The organism is Methanosarcina vacuolata Z-761, from assembly GCF_000969905.1.
In the GTDB taxonomy this organism is placed as follows: Archaea; Halobacteriota; Methanosarcinia; order Methanosarcinales; family Methanosarcinaceae; genus Methanosarcina; species Methanosarcina vacuolata.
Genome location: NZ_CP009520.1, coordinates 3,556,781 through 3,575,774 on the forward strand (window position 1 = coordinate 3,556,781; position 18,994 = coordinate 3,575,774).

General features: G+C 41.4%; 16 protein-coding genes. 10 read left to right on the forward strand and 6 right to left on the reverse strand.

Going from position 1 to position 18,994, the window contains the following annotated elements; all coding sequences use genetic code 11:
• Positions 1-120: 120 nt before the first annotated feature.
• The 4 genes from oadA to MSVAZ_RS14660 all read left to right on the forward strand — a co-directional run bounded on the left by oadA (position 121) and on the right by MSVAZ_RS14660 (position 5,098).
• Entirely contained in the window at positions 121-1,842 is a 1,722-nt protein-coding gene (oadA, locus tag MSVAZ_RS14645) for a sodium-extruding oxaloacetate decarboxylase subunit alpha (RefSeq protein WP_048122140.1), read from the forward strand.
• 22 nt (positions 1,843-1,864) lie between these two features.
• Positions 1,865-3,346, forward strand: coding sequence for an acetyl-CoA carboxylase biotin carboxylase subunit (locus MSVAZ_RS14650; protein WP_048122142.1), 1,482 nt, complete (start codon positions 1,865-1,867; stop codon positions 3,344-3,346).
• 110 nt (positions 3,347-3,456) lie between these two features.
• Positions 3,457-4,434, forward strand: a complete 978-nt coding sequence (locus MSVAZ_RS14655) for a biotin--[acetyl-CoA-carboxylase] ligase (RefSeq protein WP_048122144.1) — start codon at positions 3,457-3,459, stop codon at positions 4,432-4,434.
• Positions 4,418-5,098: an S-layer protein domain-containing protein gene (locus tag MSVAZ_RS14660; protein ID WP_048122146.1), complete on the forward strand. Its 681-nt coding sequence runs from the start codon at positions 4,418-4,420 to the stop codon at positions 5,096-5,098. The genes MSVAZ_RS14655 and MSVAZ_RS14660 overlap by 17 nt, the downstream gene beginning before the upstream one ends.
• 354 nt (positions 5,099-5,452) lie before the next feature.
• Here the strand turns inward: MSVAZ_RS14660 and MSVAZ_RS14665 are convergent, their stop codons facing one another.
• The 5 genes from MSVAZ_RS14665 to MSVAZ_RS14685 form a co-directional block, all read right to left on the reverse strand.
• Positions 5,453-6,412, reverse strand: a complete 960-nt coding sequence (locus tag MSVAZ_RS14665) for a coiled-coil protein (RefSeq protein WP_048122149.1) — start codon at positions 6,410-6,412, stop codon at positions 5,453-5,455.
• 31 nt (positions 6,413-6,443) lie between these two features.
• A complete protein-coding gene (locus tag MSVAZ_RS14670; RefSeq protein ID WP_048122151.1) occupies positions 6,444-7,067 on the reverse strand; it encodes a hypothetical protein in 624 nt (207 codons plus the stop codon).
• A gap of 122 nt (positions 7,068-7,189) precedes the next feature.
• A complete protein-coding gene (locus MSVAZ_RS14675) occupies positions 7,190-7,480 on the reverse strand; it encodes a DUF424 domain-containing protein (RefSeq protein ID WP_048122153.1) in 291 nt (96 codons plus the stop codon).
• A gap of 268 nt (positions 7,481-7,748) precedes the next feature.
• Positions 7,749-9,851, reverse strand: coding sequence for a minichromosome maintenance protein MCM (locus tag MSVAZ_RS14680; RefSeq protein ID WP_048122155.1), 2,103 nt, complete (start codon positions 9,849-9,851; stop codon positions 7,749-7,751).
• Positions 9,852-9,972: 121 nt separating this feature from the next.
• Positions 9,973-10,731 carry an RNA methyltransferase gene (locus tag MSVAZ_RS14685; RefSeq protein ID WP_048124142.1) on the reverse strand — a complete coding sequence of 253 codons (759 nt, stop codon included), beginning with the start codon at positions 10,729-10,731 and terminating at the stop codon, positions 9,973-9,975.
• 600 nt (positions 10,732-11,331) lie between these two features.
• Here MSVAZ_RS14685 and MSVAZ_RS14690 point away from each other — a divergent pair.
• From MSVAZ_RS14690 to MSVAZ_RS14715, 6 genes are all read left to right on the forward strand, one after another.
• The gene (locus MSVAZ_RS14690; RefSeq protein ID WP_048122158.1) at positions 11,332-11,715 is read left to right on the forward strand and encodes a ferritin-like domain-containing protein; all 384 of its coding nucleotides are present in this window, start codon (positions 11,332-11,334) and stop codon (positions 11,713-11,715) included.
• 659 nt (positions 11,716-12,374) lie between these two features.
• Positions 12,375-13,052, forward strand: coding sequence for a nitrite/sulfite reductase domain-containing protein (locus MSVAZ_RS14695; RefSeq protein WP_048122160.1), 678 nt, complete (start codon positions 12,375-12,377; stop codon positions 13,050-13,052).
• 755 nt (positions 13,053-13,807) lie between these two features.
• Positions 13,808-14,587, forward strand: a complete 780-nt coding sequence (hdrE, locus tag MSVAZ_RS14700) for a dihydromethanophenazine:CoB--CoM heterodisulfide reductase subunit HdrE (RefSeq protein ID WP_048122162.1) — start codon at positions 13,808-13,810, stop codon at positions 14,585-14,587.
• Positions 14,588-14,591: 4 nt separating this feature from the next.
• Positions 14,592-15,821 carry a dihydromethanophenazine:CoB--CoM heterodisulfide reductase subunit HdrD gene (gene hdrD / locus MSVAZ_RS14705; RefSeq protein ID WP_048122165.1) on the forward strand — a complete coding sequence of 410 codons (1,230 nt, stop codon included), beginning with the start codon at positions 14,592-14,594 and terminating at the stop codon, positions 15,819-15,821.
• Positions 15,822-15,928: 107 nt separating this feature from the next.
• Positions 15,929-16,564, forward strand: coding sequence for a DUF116 domain-containing protein (locus MSVAZ_RS14710; protein ID WP_048122167.1), 636 nt, complete (start codon positions 15,929-15,931; stop codon positions 16,562-16,564).
• Positions 16,557-17,186: a DUF116 domain-containing protein gene (locus tag MSVAZ_RS14715; protein ID WP_048122169.1), complete on the forward strand. Its 630-nt coding sequence runs from the start codon at positions 16,557-16,559 to the stop codon at positions 17,184-17,186. Before MSVAZ_RS14710 ends, MSVAZ_RS14715 begins: the two co-directional genes overlap by 8 nt.
• 127 nt (positions 17,187-17,313) lie before the next feature.
• On the opposite strand, the gene MSVAZ_RS14720 is transcribed toward MSVAZ_RS14715, so the two are convergent.
• A complete protein-coding gene (locus tag MSVAZ_RS14720) occupies positions 17,314-18,942 on the reverse strand; it encodes an IS1634 family transposase (protein WP_048122172.1) in 1,629 nt (542 codons plus the stop codon).
• Between the last annotated feature and the right edge of the window lie 52 nt (positions 18,943-18,994).

Sequence of the window (18,994 nt, forward strand, 5' to 3'; positions counted from 1 at the left end):
TCAAAATCTTAACCCGGATAATTCCGGAATATCAAAAGAAACCCCGAAAATAATCGTTCAAAGTATACTATCAAGAATATTAAATCCGGTTATTTTGATTCGACTTTAAGAGGTTCATCCATGAGTGTAAAAATTACCGAAACCATCCTCCGGGATGCACATCAATCTCTCCTGGCAACCAGAATGCGGACAAGAGATATGCTCGAAGTGGTTGAACAACTGGACCAGATAGGGTATTTCTCCCTTGAAATGTGGGGAGGCGCCACCTTTGACAGCTGTATCCGCTACCTTAATGAAGATCCCTGGCAGCGCCTGAGGGATATCAAAAAAGAAATGAAAGACACATACGCTCAGATGTTGCTCAGAGGCCAGAACCTTGTAGGGTACAGGCACTATTCGGATGACGTAGTCAAGAAATTCGTTACAAAATCCTACCAGAACGGAATTGACATCTTCCGGATTTTTGATGCTGTCAATGATGTCCGGAACATGGAATTCTCTATCAAAGTGGCAAAAGGTCTTGGTGCGCACGTACAGGGTACAGTCTGCTACACCATAAGTCCGGTACATACCGTTGAGAAATATGTTGAACTTGCAAAACAACTTGAAGGACTGGAGTGCGATTCCATCTGTATCAAAGATATGGCAGGCCTTCTTTCCCCAAATGACGCCACACATATAATCAGTGCCATGAAAAAAGAAATCTCCATTCCAATTTCTCTGCACTGCCACTGCACTTCTGGAATGGCTCCAATGAGCTATATGGCAGCCTGTGAAGCAGGAGTCGATATTCTGGACACTGCACTTTCTCCCCTGGCCTGGGGAACTTCTCAGCCTCCAACCGAAACAGTCGTAGCCGCCCTCAAAGGTACTCCTTACGATACCGGGCTGGACCTGACTGCTTTTGAAGAAGCCGTAAAATATTTCAAAGTATTAAAAGAGAAATACCGGGGCATACTTGACCCTATTTCCGAACAGATCGATACTAACGTGCTCATCTACCAGATCCCTGGCGGAATGCTCTCTAACCTTGTATCTCAACTAAAAGAACAGAACGCTCTTGACAAATATGATGCCGTACTTAGTGAAATGCCCAGAGTTAGAAAGGAGCTTGGATATCCGCCTCTTGTCACCCCTACAAGCCAGATCGTGGGCACCCAGTCGGTTCTTAACGTGCTCATGGGCGAACGCTACAAGGTTATTCCAAAAGAAGTTAAGGATTATGTGCGCGGCCTATACGGGCGCCCTCCTGCTCCCATAAGCCCGGAAATAATAGGCAAGATAATCGGGGACGAGGAACCTATTCACTGCCGTCCTGCCGATCTCCTTAAGCCTGAATACGAGAAAAGGAAGAAAGAAGCCGAAGAAATGGGTATTGCTAAATCTGAAGAAGACATACTTACCTATATTCTCTATCCGGCTATCGCCCCCAAGTTTCTGAAGGGAGAAATGGAAGAAGAAGCTCTTGCAGTAGTTGCCCCTGCCCCTGAAGTACAGCAGGAATATAAAGTCCCGACCCACTTCAAGGTAGAAGTGGATGAAGAAATATATGAAGTTAGGATTGAACCTCTTGGCGGGGAAGTTTCCATATCTGAGGCTTCTCCCAAAAAGCCGAGTGCTAAGGCTGTTAAAGGAGCGGTGAGCGTCTCAATGCAGGGCATGGTCCTCTCTCTTAAGGTCAAGGTCGAAGACACTGTAGAGGAAGGCGATACAATCGCTGTCATCGAAGCTATGAAAATGGAAAATGCTGTTCATGCTTCCCATTCAGGCACTGTAAGAGAGATTTTTGTTTCCGAAGGAGATACTGTATCTCCTGGCGACATAATAATGTCAATCGACTAAATGTAACGAGGTGGAAGGCATTATGTTCAAAAAAGTACTCATTGCAAATCGCGGTGAGATTGCAATCAGGGTTATGCGTGCCTGCCGTGAACTTGGGATTTCCACGGTTGCGGTCTGCTCGGAAGCTGATAAAAATGCCCTTTTTGCCAAATATGCAGACGAGGCCTACCTGATAGGCCCGGCCCCTTCCAGCCAGAGCTATCTGAATATGGAAGCTATCCTTGCAGTTGCAAAAAACACAGGAGCTGAAGCAATTCATCCGGGCTATGGTTTCCTCTCCGAAAACCCGGTCTTTGCAAAACGCTGTGAGGAAGAAGGAATTGTTTTCATAGGCCCTCCAAGCCATGTGATTGCCGAGATGGGAAGCAAGATAAGGGCCAGAAATCTTATGATGAAGGCTGGTGTTCCGGTTGTGCCCGGGACGAAAGATGCAGTTGAAGACCCGGTCGAGGCTGTAAAAATTGCAGAAGAGATCGGCTATCCTGTTTTGATTAAAGCTTCGGCAGGCGGCGGCGGAATTGGGATGAAAGTGGTTAATTCCAGCGACGAACTTGCCGCTTCACTAAGTTCTACCAGGCAAATGGCTGGCTCAGCTTTTGGGGACTCTTCGGTTTTCATTGAAAAATATGTGGAAGAACCCAGGCACATAGAGATCCAGATTATGGCAGACGGGTATGGAAACACGATTTACCTCTCAGATAGGGAATGTTCCATCCAGAGAAGGCATCAGAAACTTATTGAAGAAGCTCCTTCACCTATTATGACTCCTGAACTCCGGGCCCAGATGGGAGAAGCCGCAGTCAGGGTAGCAAAGACGATTGGTTACGTAAATGCAGGGACAGTGGAGTTTCTTTATTCAAAGGGCAACTTCTATTTCCTTGAAGTCAATACTCGCTTGCAGGTCGAACACGGGATAACTGAGATGGTCACAGGTGTCGATATTGTAAGAGAGCAGCTCAGGATAGCCTGGGGAGAAAAGCTTGAATTTAATCAGGAAGATATCATTATTAACGGGCATTCTATTGAGTGCAGGATCAATGCGGAAGATCCGTTAAATGATTTTGCTCCTTCTCCCGGAAAGATCCGTGGATACCGGTCAGCAGGCGGGCCTGGAGTCAGGGTGGACAGTGGAGTACATACAGGTTACACCATTTCTCCTTACTACGATTCAATGATTTCGAAACTCTGCGTCTGGGCAAAGACAAGGGATGCAGCGATTGCCAGGATGGAAAGAGCTCTTTACGAGTATGTGGTCGTTGGAGTAAAAACCAATATACCCTTCCATAAAGCAGTCATGCGTAACCCGGTCTTCCGCAGGGGCGACCTGACAACGGCCTTTATCGAAGATAATAATATTATGGAAGCCGTCGAAGAGGTTGTCAAAGCAGATGCTGAAAAAGGGGCTACTCTGGCTTCGGCTCTTGAAGCAAAAGACAAAAAAGTTGCGGCCATTACAGCTGCCGTGCACGCCTATGTGAGCATGGCCCAGAAAACACAGCGGTGACATGTGTCCTCCTGAGAAACAGGAACAGGATTCAGGTCAGTTTGACATGAAACAATTTAAGCTAAAAAAATATATACGGTTGAACGCATACATTTGTATGGGGTACGAGGATGGGAGATAAAAGATCTCGAATTATCAAGGCACTTAAAGATGCACAGAAAGGTCCTGTTTCCGGCGAGGAATTGGGGCTCAAGTTGGGGATCTCGAGGACAATGGTCTGGAAATATATCAAGTCCCTTCAGGCTGATGGTTATGAGATAGAATCATCTCCGAAAAGGGGATATGTCCTGAAATCCGTACCTCAACTCCTGTACCCGGAAGAAATCCAGATGGGTCTCAAAACTACTCTTCTAGGGAAAAAAATCCATTATTACGAAGAGGTAACTTCTACAAATAGTACTGCAAAAGACATCGCGGCATCGGAAGAAGAAGGTACGCTTGTTATTGCCGAAGTGCAGAAAGGAGGCCGGGGCCGTCTGGGCAGGGAATGGGTCTCCCCTCATGGTGGGATCTGGATGTCCGTGATCCTGAAACCCGGGATCCCTCTGAGGCATGCCTCAAGGCTTACTCTGGTTGCAGGGCTTGCAGTTGCAAACGTTATTCGCAATATGGGCCTTGATGCTCGCATTAAATGGCCAAATGATGTCCGAATTAATGGAAAAAAGGTTTGTGGGATTCTTACCGAGGCAAAGGCCGAAGTGGATAGAGTAGATTATGTTGTGCTGGGAATAGGGATTAATGTAAACATGGATTTGAAAGATATCCCTGAATCGTTCCGTGCGGGTTCCACAACTTTGAAAGCCGAGCTTGGAAGCCATATAAAAAGGGTCTCGTTCCTTCAAGATTTCCTTTTTGAGCTTGAGCAACAGTATATACTCTTCAAGACCCAGCCTTTCTCGCACATTCTTAATGACTGGCTTGCCCTCTCCGATACCATAGGAAGAGAGGTAAAAGTCACGACACCCTCACGAATTATAGAAGGCAAAGCTGTAGGAATAACCCCAGACGGAGCTCTCGTAATAAGAAAAGCCGACGATACCAAAGAAGAAATTATTGCAGGCAGATGCATTTATGCGCGTTCCAAATAAACAAAGAAGAAAGGAAATTAAGAAGACAAACCTTGTTTCTGTATTTTTCTTTTTTTTCCTAATTTCCTTGTGCTTCTCAGTCTTTTACTCGATATCACCTGCTTTAGCTGCCACCGATAAAGAAAAACTTTCCATTATTCCTGCAGATGAAGAAAAACTTTCCATTATTCCTGCTGATAAAGACAGCCTTTCTATTATTGCTATCAATGGAGAGGAAATTTATATCAGGTCAGGTTACTCCCACAACTTTTTACAGGATTATCAGCTTTACATAAAAGGTACGGATACCGAAGGCAAAAGAGTCTGGATTGAACTTAGCAGAAACGGAGTTTCCCTTCAGGATAGTATTGTTACTGAAGGCTCTCAATTTGTGTATTCTTATAACTCTACGGAAATCCTTAATCTTACTGTGGATACGATATACGAAGGAGCAGATGGAGTGCTTGTGAAGTTTTCACCTGTATACCAGTATCTTGACCCCAGGCTTCCTGTGCCTCAAACGCCAACCGAATCTTTTGACAATGCTTCGAATAATACATCCTCTTCCGCTGCCCCTGAACTGGAAACTCACGCTGAGGGCTTTGATATGCCCCTCTTCCTTCTTGGGCTTGGAGCCGTGCTTCTGGTAACAGGTTTCTTTGCAGGAAAAGGGAAGAAAAAATAAAATTTTTAACGATACAATGGAAAAATCGTTCCTTAGTTATGAATCATTATAATCCTTAGTTATGAATCATTATAATCCTTAGTTATGAATCATTATAATCCTTAGTTATGAATCATTATAATCCTTAGTTATGAATCATTATAATTAAGAAAAGAACTACGGACGGGGCGTTGTCTATGTATCAACGTATCATAATTAAGTTGCCATGACACCAGTTTCGGTCTCCGGCTTCCTGAGTTTTCAAGTGGCTCTTCGCCATTTCCTATGGATAAGACGATTTTCAGTTCAAGACCGCATTGTTTTTATGAGCGCATTATGAGGATATCCATATAAAACATCGAAGAGCCTTCCAACTTACTCGTTGGAGAATTTAACATCCCCTTTTTCGATAAGGAGTTTAAGATCTTCAAGGCTCAAACGAGCGTTTTTCTGAAGCTTTTCGCGGGCATCACTGTGTTTTTGGTTTACTTTAGTTTCTTCTTTCGTAAGCTGCAGGTCTTTTAACCTGTCCAGATATAAGGAAAGTTCCTTCCGGTTATTAGCAATACCATTCTTAAGCGGGTCAATTTTTTCTTTAATGGAGTTTATGTTTGTGATTTTATCCGTAAGCTGGGCATGATATGTATTTGCTTCTTTTCGGATTTCGTCTGCAGACTTGAAATTTTCGAGCATTTCCAGGTGGCAGGCCTGAGATCCGTCTGAGAGTGCCTGGATCTTTTCGTGGAGTTCGTCTCCCCTCTTATGGATTCCTTTTGACTCTTTATAACTTTCCTGGATTTGCGCGTGCAGTTCATTTGCCTTCTTTGCAGCTTGCAGACGTTTATTGAGATCGTTCAGCTTCTGGAAGATTTTAATTTCCACTGCAAGAGGCAGTTCTTTATTAATAAAAGCGTCAATTTCGGCTTCATAAGCCTTTGTAAGGGAGTCCACACTTCCGTGGGAACATTTATTGTATTCGTCCCGCTGTTCCTTGAGTCCCGCAATTCCTGAAAACAGTTCTTGCGTCTTTGAGTTCACGTCACTTCTTCTTCCCTTATACTCACCGATTTCTTTGTTAATCTCGTCCCGCTTGTCTCTTAGTTCCTGTGCTTTTGCAACCTTTTCCTTAACCTGATGGTTCAGAGAGTCTCTCTTTTCTTTCAGCTCGTCGATATCGGTCCTGTTAATCTTCAGTTCCTTAAAAATCGATGCCAACTGCCTTTCGCTTTTCTCTATCTTGCTCCTGAGCTCGTTTACCTTGCCCTTCAGCTCCCGTTCGCTAAGGTTTGAAAGGTCGGCCGTTGCAATTTCTGTGCTTGAAACGTCGTTGGTCATGTACTATCACCCGCGTGTTTTTGAAAAAGGGTTATATTTTCAACTTTTCCCAGTAATTTAGAGCTTCTTCGTGGTTCTTTATCTTGGTACTGAGCCATTTATGCTGGGATTTACCTTTAGAAATATCTTCACCTTTACTGCCATCATCCTCTGCAAGCTGTTTTTCAGACTTTATTATTTCTTTAAATTCAAGATTTGAATTCCTGGCTTCATCCATTCTGGAACCCACTAGCGAGAGAACATTTTCTCCAGGTCCGGCTGCCTGAATAGTTTCACGCAGTTTTTCCATAAATGAGTCTTTAAGTCTCTGCTCCTCTTCAGGTTCGATCTGCCCTTTGATTCTTTTAAACTCTTCCTTAAGTTTGTTTGCAGTAATCGGGTCCAGCTTAGGAAATATTTCTTTTTCAAGGAGTGCTTCGGTCTGATGGTAAAACTGCTGGCGTTTCTCCTTGAGGACTTCTTTTCTCTCCTCCATCTGGATTCTGAAATTCTTTACGTTTTTTACATTTTCTTCGACCTGGCTCAGCCTGCTGTCCAGCTCTCCAAATTCTTTTTTATATTCTTCCAGAAACCGTCTGTGTTTTTCCACAACTGCGGAGATCAGCTCCTCTTCTACCAGCACTCTGATTCCGGCTTCGTCAATGTTCTCAGTCACTGTATCACAATCTGCATTTTAGTTTATACATATGTTATCTATTCCGGTATATAATCAGCCCTGAAAACCAGTGGTTTGGCTTTCACTGACTCAGCCTCTCAAGGGATTAATTCACAACTGCATTAAACCCTGAAGATCTGGGCGTGAGGTACGCCGTCAATTATTATTACTGAATCCGGATCAATTAACCCGCATTTAATACCAAATTTGATTGTTTTTTCTCCAAAGATATTTGCAGTCGTAGCTTCTTCAAGGGCTTTCTTGAGTTCTTCTTCGGGAACGTGTTCCCCTTCATAAAAAGCCCTGCTGATCTCGACTACAGTACTGCCGTGTTTCAGGGTCTTTCCGAGCACTTCCTTATCGCAGGCTGCAACAAGCACATGCTCCCCATTTTTATAGATCTTTATATACATACTCTCCCTTTTAAATAGTATTGCCCTTTTAGTATTTACAGTTTAACCGTCCTCATATAATTGCTATGTATGTGTTATGTAGGTTTTTTTCGCGTTCCAAGGATCCGAAAAACAGATTCTGGAACTTTCAGCGCTTTGCTTCTTTCAGTTTAAACAAACCTTAAACTTAAACAAACCTTAAACTTAAACAAACCTTAAACTTAAACAAACCTTAAACTTAAACAAACCTTAAACTTAAACAAACCTTAAACTTAAACAAACCTTAAACTTAAACAAGCCTTATATGGTTCTGATCCGGAGAAAGCAAGTCTCCTCTTTGCTTCATTTTCTTAATATTCTCTTCAGCATGAACCCTGTTTATTCCGTGTTCGTTTTCAGCTATAGCATAAACCTCTTCGAGAGGAGCTTTAGCTCCCGGATGCTTCTCACTTACCTTCTTAATTATATCTCTCAGGATTTTTATCTTGTTTCTCTGGCTCATGCTTGTACCAGATGCAAGTATATCTGCATCAAGGGCTCCGGTTTCGGGGTCAACACCTACGTTTTTCAGGCAATTCATCACAATTTTGATAGTTCTTTTTGCATCTTCAAGCGTGACTGTATTGCTCAGGCGGATTCTTGCACTTGCTTCCGAGAGGCGGACAAGCGCTTCAAGTTGCCTCGCAGTTACGGGCACAGGGGTGTTTTTGCTCTCTCCGGTTTTTCTGAGATCCGTATAGAAATTTATGAGATGAGCTCTTGCATCCTCCTCCATTACAGGAAACACATTTTTCCGGGAATATGCAACGTATTTTCTCATGATTTCAGGCTGTATGACAGGTTCGATTACTTCCATTTCGGCTTCGACAATATCTTCCGTAATAGGGGATCCAGGAAGGTTTTCCCGCTGCTCGAAGAGTTCTCCTGCATAGTGAGACTGCAGGATATGGTTCGCAATTTTGGTGTCGAGGGTATGGTCAGGAGTATCGAGCAAAACAAAGATAAGATCAAAACGGGAAAGCAATGCAGGAGGCATGTTTATTTGTTCTGCAAGGCCTTCATACCGGTCAAAACGTCCGTATTTTGGATTTGCAGCCCCCAGGAGAGCACAGCGGGACTTAAGCGTAGCAATAATTCCCGCTTTGGCAATACTTATGGTTTGCTGTTCCATTGCCTCGTGCAGGGCACTTTTATCCTCAGTTTTCATTTTGTCCATTTCATCAACCGCAGCAATCCCCATATCAGCCATAACAAGGGCACCTCCTTCTATTGTCCATCTACCGTCATTGAGGTCATCTTTTACGGCAGCCGCAGTTAAACCGCTTGCTGATGCACTTCTCCCTGAAGTAAAAACGCCTCTCGGGGAGAGTTTGACAACATAGCGCAGGAGCTGGGATTTTGCAATTCCAGGGTCTCCTACAAGCATAATATGTATATCGCCTCTTATTCTGGAACCGTCAGGAAGGTTTTTCACAACTCCAGAAAACAATTGAAGGGCAAGAGCTTCTTTTATGTCCTCGTAGCCGTAGATAGAAGGCGCAACAGAACTAACAATTTTGCCATATATTTCAGGATCACGGGAAAGTTCAAGGATCTCTTCTTCGTCTTCAGTAGTTATTTCAAGTTCGTCGTAATCCTTATCCAGTTGCTCTATGGAATTTGCTTCAAGCACAAGGTCATAAAAGGTAGATTTCCCATCTTTCAGAGTGCGCTGCCTTGATTTCAGAATTCCGTTAATTATAACCCTGTCTCCGGGGGTGACATTTCCTGTCAGGTCATCTTCAGAGTCCACCTCAAGGCTCTGGGGCTGTGAACCTCCTTTCAGGTTTTCGGGTGATTCCTGGATCTGCAGTTTCTGCGCATCGATAAAGGTAGACTCTTCTATCCTTATCTTAAAGGGCCCTTTCTTTCCACAACTCTCGCCTTCACAACCTGCGAAGGGCTCCTCGAATCTGAAGCTGTTTTGGTCCACAAAAGTAATATATCCACACCTGAGGCACTCAAAAGCAGCTTTAGTAATTCTTGGCCTCACCTCGGTTGCTTTCCTTATCATACCCTCAATTGCAATAAAGCGCGCGAGGTGCTTGCTTCTTAACTCTCTTATAGGTATTCGGTTTGGGATTCTTATTACCCTTACGTGAGCCTCTTCCAGGCTTTTTTCTACAGGAAGGTCAATTTCTTTCAGGGCAACTTCAGCTGCCTTTATAAGTTCTTCTGGATGGTCAAGAAACTCTTTTGAAAGCTCTCTGTCAAACTTCTCTATATCCGTAAAATCTACGCTAAGGCTTCGCTGATCCGGATATTCGTTTGCAAGCTGGAGGATTTCATTCCAGTAGTAGTCTTTAAAAAACCTCTTTAGCTTTTCATCCCACTTGCTTTCTGTTTCGGTCATATCATTCTCAATCTGGCTTTAAGCAAAATTTTTATTTGTCGTTACGGTTTTCTGTCTAAAAAAGGATGAAAAAAAGTAATAATATGTATCACAAATTCTGATGTAAAAACAGGGTTTATTCTCATATGAACTTTTCTATGCTGGCCGAAGCTTCTGTTTCCTGGCCCTCAGGCTCGTTTAATTCGTATCCCATTTTTCTTTCGGTTTTTCTTATTATGCCCCTTAAAGTTTGAACTTCCCTGGGGGTTAACCCTGCCCTTCCGAATATTCTCCGCAACATCAAAAAAGTTTTGTCTTTTTTATGAGGGGGATAATCGATTTCCTCCAGCAGTTTTTCCATATGCTCGTATAAAAGCTGGAGATCAAACCCATCAGCAAGCGGACTGTTACCTCCTTCCAGCTCCGAGAGTTCGTAAAGCACCACTGCAACGGCATGTGATAGATTCATAATCGGATATATTTCAGAAGTTGGAATCGTAAAAAGCATATCAAAACTTTTTAGCTCATCGTTCCGGAACCCTGTGTCTTCGCGCCCGAAAAGAATTGCAATCGTGCCGCTGCAATCTTTCAGCCTCTCTTTGAGCTCTCTGGAAGTATAGAGTGGAAGACGGATGTGTTCCCCGGTTTTCAGGCTTGCTACCCCTGTAGTTCCTATCCTCAGGTTTGCGCCTTTCACAGCCTCTTCAAGCGTTGAGACAATTCTTGCTCCTTCAAGGACATCTCTTGCATGCGATGACATGGCTCTTGCTTCTCCTTCGAGTTTACAGGGATTTACAAGCACCAAGTCACTATATCCAAAGTTCTTCATTGCTCTTGCAACAGATCCGACATTTCCCTGATACATGGGCTCTACAAGTACTACACGAATCTTAAGTGACAAATTTCTCAATCCTTTTTTAAAGTCAGTTTTCAAGTGTGATTACATCTTCCACACAGACAGTCACACACATTCTGCATTGCGTTTTCACACCCTGTACATTTTTCTCATCAATATATATTTTCATGCAGATTATTTTCCGTGTGTTTCGGTTTCATATGGTGTGCTTTGGCCTTATTATATTTTGGTTTTATTATCTTCTGTTTTATTGTTTTTCGGTCTCATTGTGGTTATTTCGTTTTTATTGTCATTTCTTTTTTCTATTTCAGTCCTTTCCTGTTTTAGCTCTTGCTTTTTTGTTTCTTCCTTCTTTGTAGTTTCTTCACTGTTTGAATTCAGAAATATTATCTTTCCTCACGTTAATCCTAAATATATTAGTCTTAAGTTCGATTAGCCTTAAGTTCACTGATGAGACCGAAAGACGAGATCGAAAGACGAGATCAAAAGACGAGATCGAAAGACGAGATCGGAAGATAAGATCGAAAGATCAAATCACCGGGTCCATTCTGGTATTGACATCAACTGTGGCTAAACCTTAAATTCAAAGACTGCTCTATGTCTAAACTATAAAAATGGTTATTTTTAAAAAGAAATGGTGATTCAATGACTCTTGAAGAAATTCTAAAAAACACATTTAAAGGAGAGACTACTGAAGTTGGCTGGTATCTCGCAATGTCAAAGGTTGCTGAGCGGGAAGGATTTCCGGATGTCGCGGTTTACCTACGCCAGATCGCCATGGACGAAGCCTGGCACGCTACCGAGGTAGCTGAAATCCTGGGACTTGTAAAAGAAACAACTCTTGAAAATCTGGAAATGATGTTTGACGGGGAGAGTAAAGCCGAAATTGAGAAAGCTGAAGCTGCAGAATTAGCCAGGAAGGAAGGCAATACAAAAGCTGCCCTTTTCTTTGAAAAGGCATCTCTGGACGAAGCCAGGCATAAAGCAGGGCTTAATGGATTTCTGGAAAGAATGAGAAAACAGCAATGAGAAAACAGCAATAAGAAAATAGGATCCTTTGATCCTTTTTCCATATTTTAAGTTATTGAACTGGTATTTTTAACTGCTAACTATTTTTTATCGCTAATTACTCTGCTTGTCGTCATCAGGTTGGTTAATTCGTCCAAGATTTTAAGATTTTATTCCAATTTTGTGAATTATATAAAGTTCTGTAGAGCTATGAAAAGCTGAATTACGCCAGACATACTGTTTTTATATTTTCGGCAATATACATGAAGTTTTATATTATTTTGAGTAATATTACCTCTGGGTCTTAAATATGTTCCTGGATTCTAACATATTTAGTCCAGAAAAATGGGGGAATATCGGATTCTTCACCTTCTGTATGGGGGTCTAATTTCAGGGGGAGCTGAATCAGGACTTGCTATGTCTGCCAATTGATTCAGTAATTGATCGGCTCTGATCTATGAATTTAGCTTTTGCTTCCGAGTTTCGACACCGGTCTCAGGTCAATTAGGTCAAATAATTCTATCAAAACCTCAGGCAAGTAGCAATAAAATTGTGAAACAGACATCGAATTAAACAAATTTTGAAAATAAATACAATCGAACAAATTTGAAGTAAAGATCAAACTAAACAATCCAAGTAAAATATGAATGAATCAGTGAAGTTGGAGGAGTGTATAATATATGGTAAGTCATGAGTATGTGAAAGGAGATCTTCCCGAAAAAGCTGCAATTCTGCAAAGAGATGGAGAAACATATGCAATTGCTCCACATATTCCCGGAGGAATCGTATACCCGGAAACTCTTAGAAAAATAGCTGACATTGCAGAAAAGTATGGAGCTGCAGCCCTTAAGATTACCTCGGCCCAGAGGATTGCAATTGTAGGGTTAAAAGAAGAAGATCTGGATGCAGCATGGGGAGAACTGAATCTAAAACCCGGAGCTGCTATAGGACTCTGTGTCCGCAGCGTTAAAATTTGCCCTGGAACTACATTTTGCAAGAGAGGCAAACAGGACTCAGTCGGTCTTGGATTAAAACTTGATGAAAAATACCACGGGATGCAGCTTCCTTCCAAATTAAAAATTGGGGTTTCTGGCTGCCATAATTCGTGTTCCGAACCCATTATAAAGGATATAGGGCTAATGGGCACAGCAAAAGGCTTTACTTTATCCGTCGGGGGCAGTGCAGGGCCACGTCCGAGACTTGGTAGCGTAGTGGCAAAAGACCTCACCGAAGAGCAGGCTCTGGATCTTGTTGAAAAAATAATTAACTTTTATAAAAAATACCCCAAGCCAAGAAGAATCGGAGAAGTTATTGACGAGATCGGGCTTGAGAAATTCAAAGAAGAAGTGGGGTTGTAAAAAGCCTTCTTAATTTGGCATGAAAGTTCTTCCAAGTACTTTCATTTCTTTGTGCCTGTGATTAGAGAATTTCATGTGCGTTTTGAGAGGCGCTTTTTACATAAACCAATATTTTTCGACAAGCACTTTTTGAAAATGGTTGGGACAGAACCGTTGACCCGCAACTGTCGCGCTGTTTGATCACAAACCGTTGCGCCGGTTTATCACGCCGATAGGGTTCGGGGATAAGGCAACCAAACTCAAATGTTTCGCGGGTTTTCGATCAACATTTTTTTTAAAAAGGGTTGCGGGCAAGCAGTTTTTTGAAAAGGATTTTTGAAAAGGATTATACTTTACTTTCCTTACTTTCCTTACTTTATTTACTTTCTTTTTTCTGCACTTTTACTTTTTACTTTTTTGTCGCTTAATTTCTTACTTTACCGTCCAAAAGAATTCTACGAATGTTTTGTATACTATTTGTTTTATAATTTAACTATAATATATTATACTTTCACTTTTTACTTTCCCGTTTGATTACTTTCACTCAACTCATTTTTGCGACTCAGTGGGCTTTTTAATCTGTTGATTAATAAAGATAATGTTTAAATATAATAGATACAAACACTAACAGACTATACAAACCTTATGTAGACAGTCGCTACGGCTATCATTCTGTCTTTACTATCATTGATGTTCTGTAACATGACAATTGTAAAAGCAGTATTAATTCCCAGTTTTTGGTCCATACATAGGAGGAATAAATTATCATTGAGGAAATGCTTTATTTTTCTGGGCTCTCGGATGCACTAAGGCTGACGTTTGTCCAGGTAATGATAATGGCTACATTAGCCTTTGTTATTTTCATATACGGTCTGATTGTCGCCTTCCAAAAATGGGGAACAGGAGTCACAGGTTATGCTCTTGAGCCTCAGGAAGGAAAAAAAGGAAGTGCAATCACATTCTTAAAAACCTGGTGGAAACAGGTAACAGAAGAATCTCATCATCACGGAACGCCTATTCTGGAGATTCTTATACTTGATATTGTCTTCCAGAGAAGAATTCTCAAGAGAAGTCCTTTCCGCTGGATTATGCATCTATGTATTTTTGGGGGTTGGATGACCCTCTTTGCCCTATCCGGACTCATGTTTACAGTTGAAATTACCGAAAAGATCGGAATTGAACTCCCGTTCACTCCTGACGTGTTTAGAGAGTGGCTCTCCATTCCGAACTATGTCTTCGGGTATATTCTACTTATCGGAGTCCTTATAGCAATAGTAAGAAGACTGTTTGTCTCTGAAGTCAGGGAAGCTTCAATTATGTATGATTGGGTCTTAATCGGAGTAATTTTCATAGTTACTATTTCCGGTTTCCTCGCCGATGGAATTCGAACAGGCTTAATTTGGAGCTTTGGGCTTGACCCCGCAGCAGCACCACCGGCCGCTCTATTCCATTCCATATTTTCCCTGCTCTTCTGTATTGCATTTATACCATACAGTAAATATATTCATGTAATCGCCATACCGCTTGCACTTCTTGCAAACAAAGGAGGCGAATAAAAAGATGGCAAAACGTACTCCTTCAATCGATACGAAGAATCTTACCGCAGTCCAGCTCATGGAACTTGATGCATGCGTTCGCTGTGGTGAGTGTGTAAAATGGTGTCCGACTTATGCCGCTTCCGGCGGGAAACCAGGATTAGCTCCAAGAGACAAGATCCTGCGCTGGAGGCAGTACATGAACAAATCCTATGGAATCAAAGCAAAAATCTTTGGTCCACAGGAAGTTCCTCAGTCAGAACTTGAAGAATTTAAAGATGATGTCCATGGCTGTACGACATGCGGTGTCTGTGCAACAGTTTGTGAAGCAGGTATTAACACTGTGGAACTCTGGGAAGCCATAAGGACAAATCTTGTAAAGAAAGGTATAGGTCCTTATGGGAAGCAGAATGCGTTCCCAAAACTTGTTGGTCAGTACCATAACCCTTATATGAAGGACCAGAAAGACAGACTTGCCTGGGTTCCCCCAGACGTGAAAATAGAAAACAAAGCAGAAATTGTCTATTTCACTGGCTGTACTGCAGGGTACAATCAGCTCGCTCTGGCCTTTGCAACATCACGTGTGCTCAACAAGCTGGGCATTAAGTTTACCATGCTTGGTGAAGAGGAATGGTGTTGCGGCTCAGCCCTTATCAGGACAGGCCAGGTGCATGTCAACAATGTTGCCCGTGAACTTGCAAAACACAATGTGGAGTCACTCCAGAAAAAAGGTGCTAAAAAGGTTTTGTTTGCGTGTGCAGGCTGTTTCCGTGCTGCAAAGATCGACTGGCCCAGGCTTCTTGGCAAAGAACTGCCTTTTGAGGTTATTCACATTACACAGTTCCTTGCAGACCTTATAAAAGAGGACAAGATTAAATGGGAAAAGCCTATCAACAAGACGATTACCTATCACGACCCCTGCCACCTTGGCCGCCACGTTGGAGTCTTTAATGCTCCCAGATATGTGCTTTCCCATATTCCTGGTGTTAAGTTCGTTGAAATGGACAGGTCAAAGGAATTCCAGCGCTGCTGTGGAGCTGGCGGTGGTGTAAAAGCAGGAATTCCTGACCTTGCTGTGGCAATGGGAGAAGCCAGAGTTAAGGATGCTCTTGAAACCAATGCAGATATCCTCTCGAGTGCGTGCCCCTTCTGTAAGAGGAACCTCTCGGATGGTCGTGACGCCCTCAAATCTGATATTGTTGTAGAAGACATCATCGAGCTGGTTGCAGAGGCTCTTGGCCTTAGCACCTCATAAGCGTGAAGAGGAAGGCTGGATTTCCAGCTTTCTTTATTCTCTTTTCTTTATCTCTTTTTATTGGTATATAGCAAAACTTAAATATCGATACTTACCTCCCCTTGAACATGTATATTCCTTACGAATTTCTTGGAAAAATATTCATATATCTGGTTCTTTTTGCTCTCGCAGGAACAGGGATCGCCCTGCTCATAGGGGCATATTCCTTTAAAAAACGCAGAATAATTTTTCCGGGGTTCGTGCTGTTTACACTTTATCTTTTTTATTCCCCTTCTAAATTATTGTGCAGATTTTTTAAAATACGGGAAAATCTCGTAGATGATATTCTTATTGATTTAAGAAACGCCATAATGTTGGATCGCTTTGTTCACACAAAAGAGAACAGGGTTGTGTTCCTTCCTCAATGTATGAGACACCCGGAATGCAGGGCAAGGTGTGACCCAATCCATGGTTATGAGTGCAAACGATGCGGAAAATGTGACATTTCAAAGATATATGAAGCTGCAGATATGTACAATTTCAAGGTTTTTATAATCCCTGGGAGCAGCTTTGTCAAAAAGATCTTCAAGGAGTACAGGCCCCAATCTTGCCTTGGTGTGGCCTGTTACAATGAGCTTGCAGAAGATATGCAGGAAGTATCTTTTATCCCTGTGCAGGGTGTTCTTCTCCTTCGGGATGGTTGTTTCAATACCAAAGCTGACGTGGAAGAAATTATCAGAAAAATGGAGATGTGCGATGTATAGTTTTATAGGAAAAGCTCTGTTTTTTACCATAATTTTTTCGGTTTTGATCTCGATATCTGCTCTCCTGGTGAGTCGAATCAGCCTGAAAAGAAACGTATGGCTTGCAGGTTTCTTTTCAAATGTACTTGATTTTTTTTATTTACCTATAAAATATTTCTTCTGTAAGTTTTCGGATCCACGAATTCTGGACAAATGGATAGTATCTTTGAAAAACATAGCTAATGCATCAGATTTCTCAAAAACCAAAAATCGCATAATTATTGTTCCGCACTGCGTGCGTTCATTAGATTGCCCTGCGCCGTCAACAATTTTTGGAATTCAATGCCGGGACTGCGGGAAGTGCATTGTATCTCAACTGAGAAAAGATGCCGTAAAATATGGATACGACTTATATATTACCACCGGCTCTTCAGCTATCGGAAACATCCTTAAAAATAAACCTGCCGATGGTCTACTTGGAATTGCATGTAATTATGAAATAAACAAAGGAATGTGCGCTTTAAATGGGAAAAAAGTTGTGACTTATGGCGTCCCTCTGTTGAACGATGGTTGTTATAATACGATAGTGGACTATGATAAAGTAATTGAAACGCTCAAACGTTTTGATAAAAAGAAAATCTAATTCAAATATTCAGCTCTGTAAAAAGAAAATCTAATTCAAATATTCAGCTCTGTAAAAAGACAGTGCGCCCAATTTTATCAAAAATTTGCTCGATATCCTGTATCCTAGATTCGGCAGGTTAACGCAACTATAGATATATATTTTCATATTTCTCTCCCATGAGACTCAATATTTTCCAGTGAATTTCTTCCATATTCAGTATTTCTGACTTTGTTTTCCCTTTTTTCTGCGTTATAAGTTCTGTAATTCCCTGAAACTTGAAAAATATCCATCTCATTGTTGGTCTTTTTGTTGGTTTCCCTTTTTGATCTGGAACCGTTTCATTTTCTTCTTCTAACTTTGTCCTTAATTTCCATTCTGCAATAGAATAAATCATTAAGCAGAGAACCATTATCATTGTCAACGCTTCAATTCTTGATTTATTCTTGAGATAAACCTTCGATATGCTAAAGGCATCACTTTTCAAAAATCTGAATCCTTTTTCTACTTTATCCTGTCCTTTGTAATACTTCAGCATCTCTTCAGGAGAAAGACTGATATCATTACTTGCAAGAATGAAAAGTCCCATTTTTTCCATTTCTTTTAAAACAAAAGCATCATTAACCTTTATAACCCCATCAATCTTATAATATGTCTTTAATTTTTCATTTTTTAAAGGTCTGCCTTTTTTACCTGCTTCGCGTTTTTTAATGGTTTTCAAATCTACTTTTTCAAAAAGAACGGAAGGGAAATCTGCAATCCATTTTTCTGCTGCTTTTAATGCATCTTCTTCACAGAAAAAGTCATCTCCTGCCAGTTTTTTAAGCGACTTTTCTGCTTTTTCAAGCTCTTTTTCAAGCTTCCTTCTGAGAGTTACCTCTTTTTTTTCTTTCATTTTATGAGAGAGTAACAAAACCCACTTTTGTTTAACTCCACCATAATCCACAAAGGTTTGATAAAATGAGTATCTTTCGTCGCTTTTCAACGTTTTCAGGTTTAGATTTGCATTTAGCAGTTCCTTTGCCTCAGTAATTGTTGCAGGAACACGACTGATCCAGAATGACTTTCCTATGTTCTTGATATTATTATCAGTGTAAAAAGAACTATCAGCTACATAGTACACTTTGCTTTCAGGTCTTAAAGCTGATTTGAGAGACTTGATTGCTTCCAGAATTGTGCTTTTGTCTGAAGCATTCCCTGAATGGGTGTTCATGAAAAGTGGTATTCCATGCTGATTAACAATCAAGCTCAAAACAAATTGTTTGAGGTCCCATCTTCCGTTTTTGGGTATTCCAAAAGTAATATCAATATACTCAGTTTCTTCGTCTTCATAATCCCCATAAACGCTGACACTTGTAGTGTCAGCGTGTAAACAATGGACAGGAATAGGTAGACGATTCATAATGTGAAGAGTGATTTCAGTAAACAGTTTTGTAGGACCATACTTTACGATTCTGTCAAGAGTTTCTCCAATAGCATATTGATTCAGGTCTTCTCGTGTGACGCTGTCTCCAAAAAGTCTTCCTATAGAAATAGTCCTGAAATAATCAGGAAAAAGGTACAGACGTTGCCCTATGAAACCAAGACCATTGAGTACCATGGCAAGGATACAGACGGAGTGAGGAACCTTGTGATCTCGTTCTTTAGGAAGTTTCTCATCGATCAATTTGTCAACTTCAAGCTCTTGGAAAACTCCAGCAATAAGACCAAGGTGACCTAAGAAGCTTGTACGTTTTATTGAGGATTCAACTCTTCTACTGTTGTTTTTATCTGCCATGGAAGATCAAGAAAAGAAATATGAAAATTAATTATATTAACTTATATGTTTA

Excerpts from the sequence above, each read along its gene's own strand:
- oadA (WP_048122140.1), top strand. The coding sequence starts at position 121 with ATGAGTGTAAAAATTACCGAAACCATCCTCCGGGATGCACATCAATCT.
- MSVAZ_RS14650 (WP_048122142.1), top strand. The coding sequence starts at position 1,865 with ATGTTCAAAAAAGTACTCATTGCAAATCGCGGTGAGATTGCAATCAGG.
- MSVAZ_RS14655 (WP_048122144.1), top strand. The coding sequence starts at position 3,457 with ATGGGAGATAAAAGATCTCGAATTATCAAGGCACTTAAAGATGCACAG.
- MSVAZ_RS14660 (WP_048122146.1), top strand. The coding sequence starts at position 4,418 with ATGCGCGTTCCAAATAAACAAAGAAGAAAGGAAATTAAGAAGACAAAC.
- MSVAZ_RS14665 (WP_048122149.1), bottom strand. The coding sequence starts at position 6,412 with ATGACCAACGACGTTTCAAGCACAGAAATTGCAACGGCCGACCTTTCA.
- MSVAZ_RS14675 (WP_048122153.1), bottom strand. The coding sequence starts at position 7,480 with ATGTATATAAAGATCTATAAAAATGGGGAGCATGTGCTTGTTGCAGCC.
- MSVAZ_RS14680 (WP_048122155.1), bottom strand. The coding sequence starts at position 9,851 with ATGACCGAAACAGAAAGCAAGTGGGATGAAAAGCTAAAGAGGTTTTTT.
- MSVAZ_RS14690 (WP_048122158.1), top strand. The coding sequence starts at position 11,332 with ATGACTCTTGAAGAAATTCTAAAAAACACATTTAAAGGAGAGACTACT.
- MSVAZ_RS14695 (WP_048122160.1), top strand. The coding sequence starts at position 12,375 with ATGGTAAGTCATGAGTATGTGAAAGGAGATCTTCCCGAAAAAGCTGCA.
- hdrE (WP_048122162.1), top strand. The coding sequence starts at position 13,808 with ATGCTTTATTTTTCTGGGCTCTCGGATGCACTAAGGCTGACGTTTGTC.
- hdrD (WP_048122165.1), top strand. The coding sequence starts at position 14,592 with ATGGCAAAACGTACTCCTTCAATCGATACGAAGAATCTTACCGCAGTC.
- MSVAZ_RS14710 (WP_048122167.1), top strand. The coding sequence starts at position 15,929 with ATGTATATTCCTTACGAATTTCTTGGAAAAATATTCATATATCTGGTT.
- MSVAZ_RS14715 (WP_048122169.1), top strand. The coding sequence starts at position 16,557 with ATGTATAGTTTTATAGGAAAAGCTCTGTTTTTTACCATAATTTTTTCG.
- MSVAZ_RS14720 (WP_048122172.1), bottom strand. The coding sequence starts at position 18,942 with ATGGCAGATAAAAACAACAGTAGAAGAGTTGAATCCTCAATAAAACGT.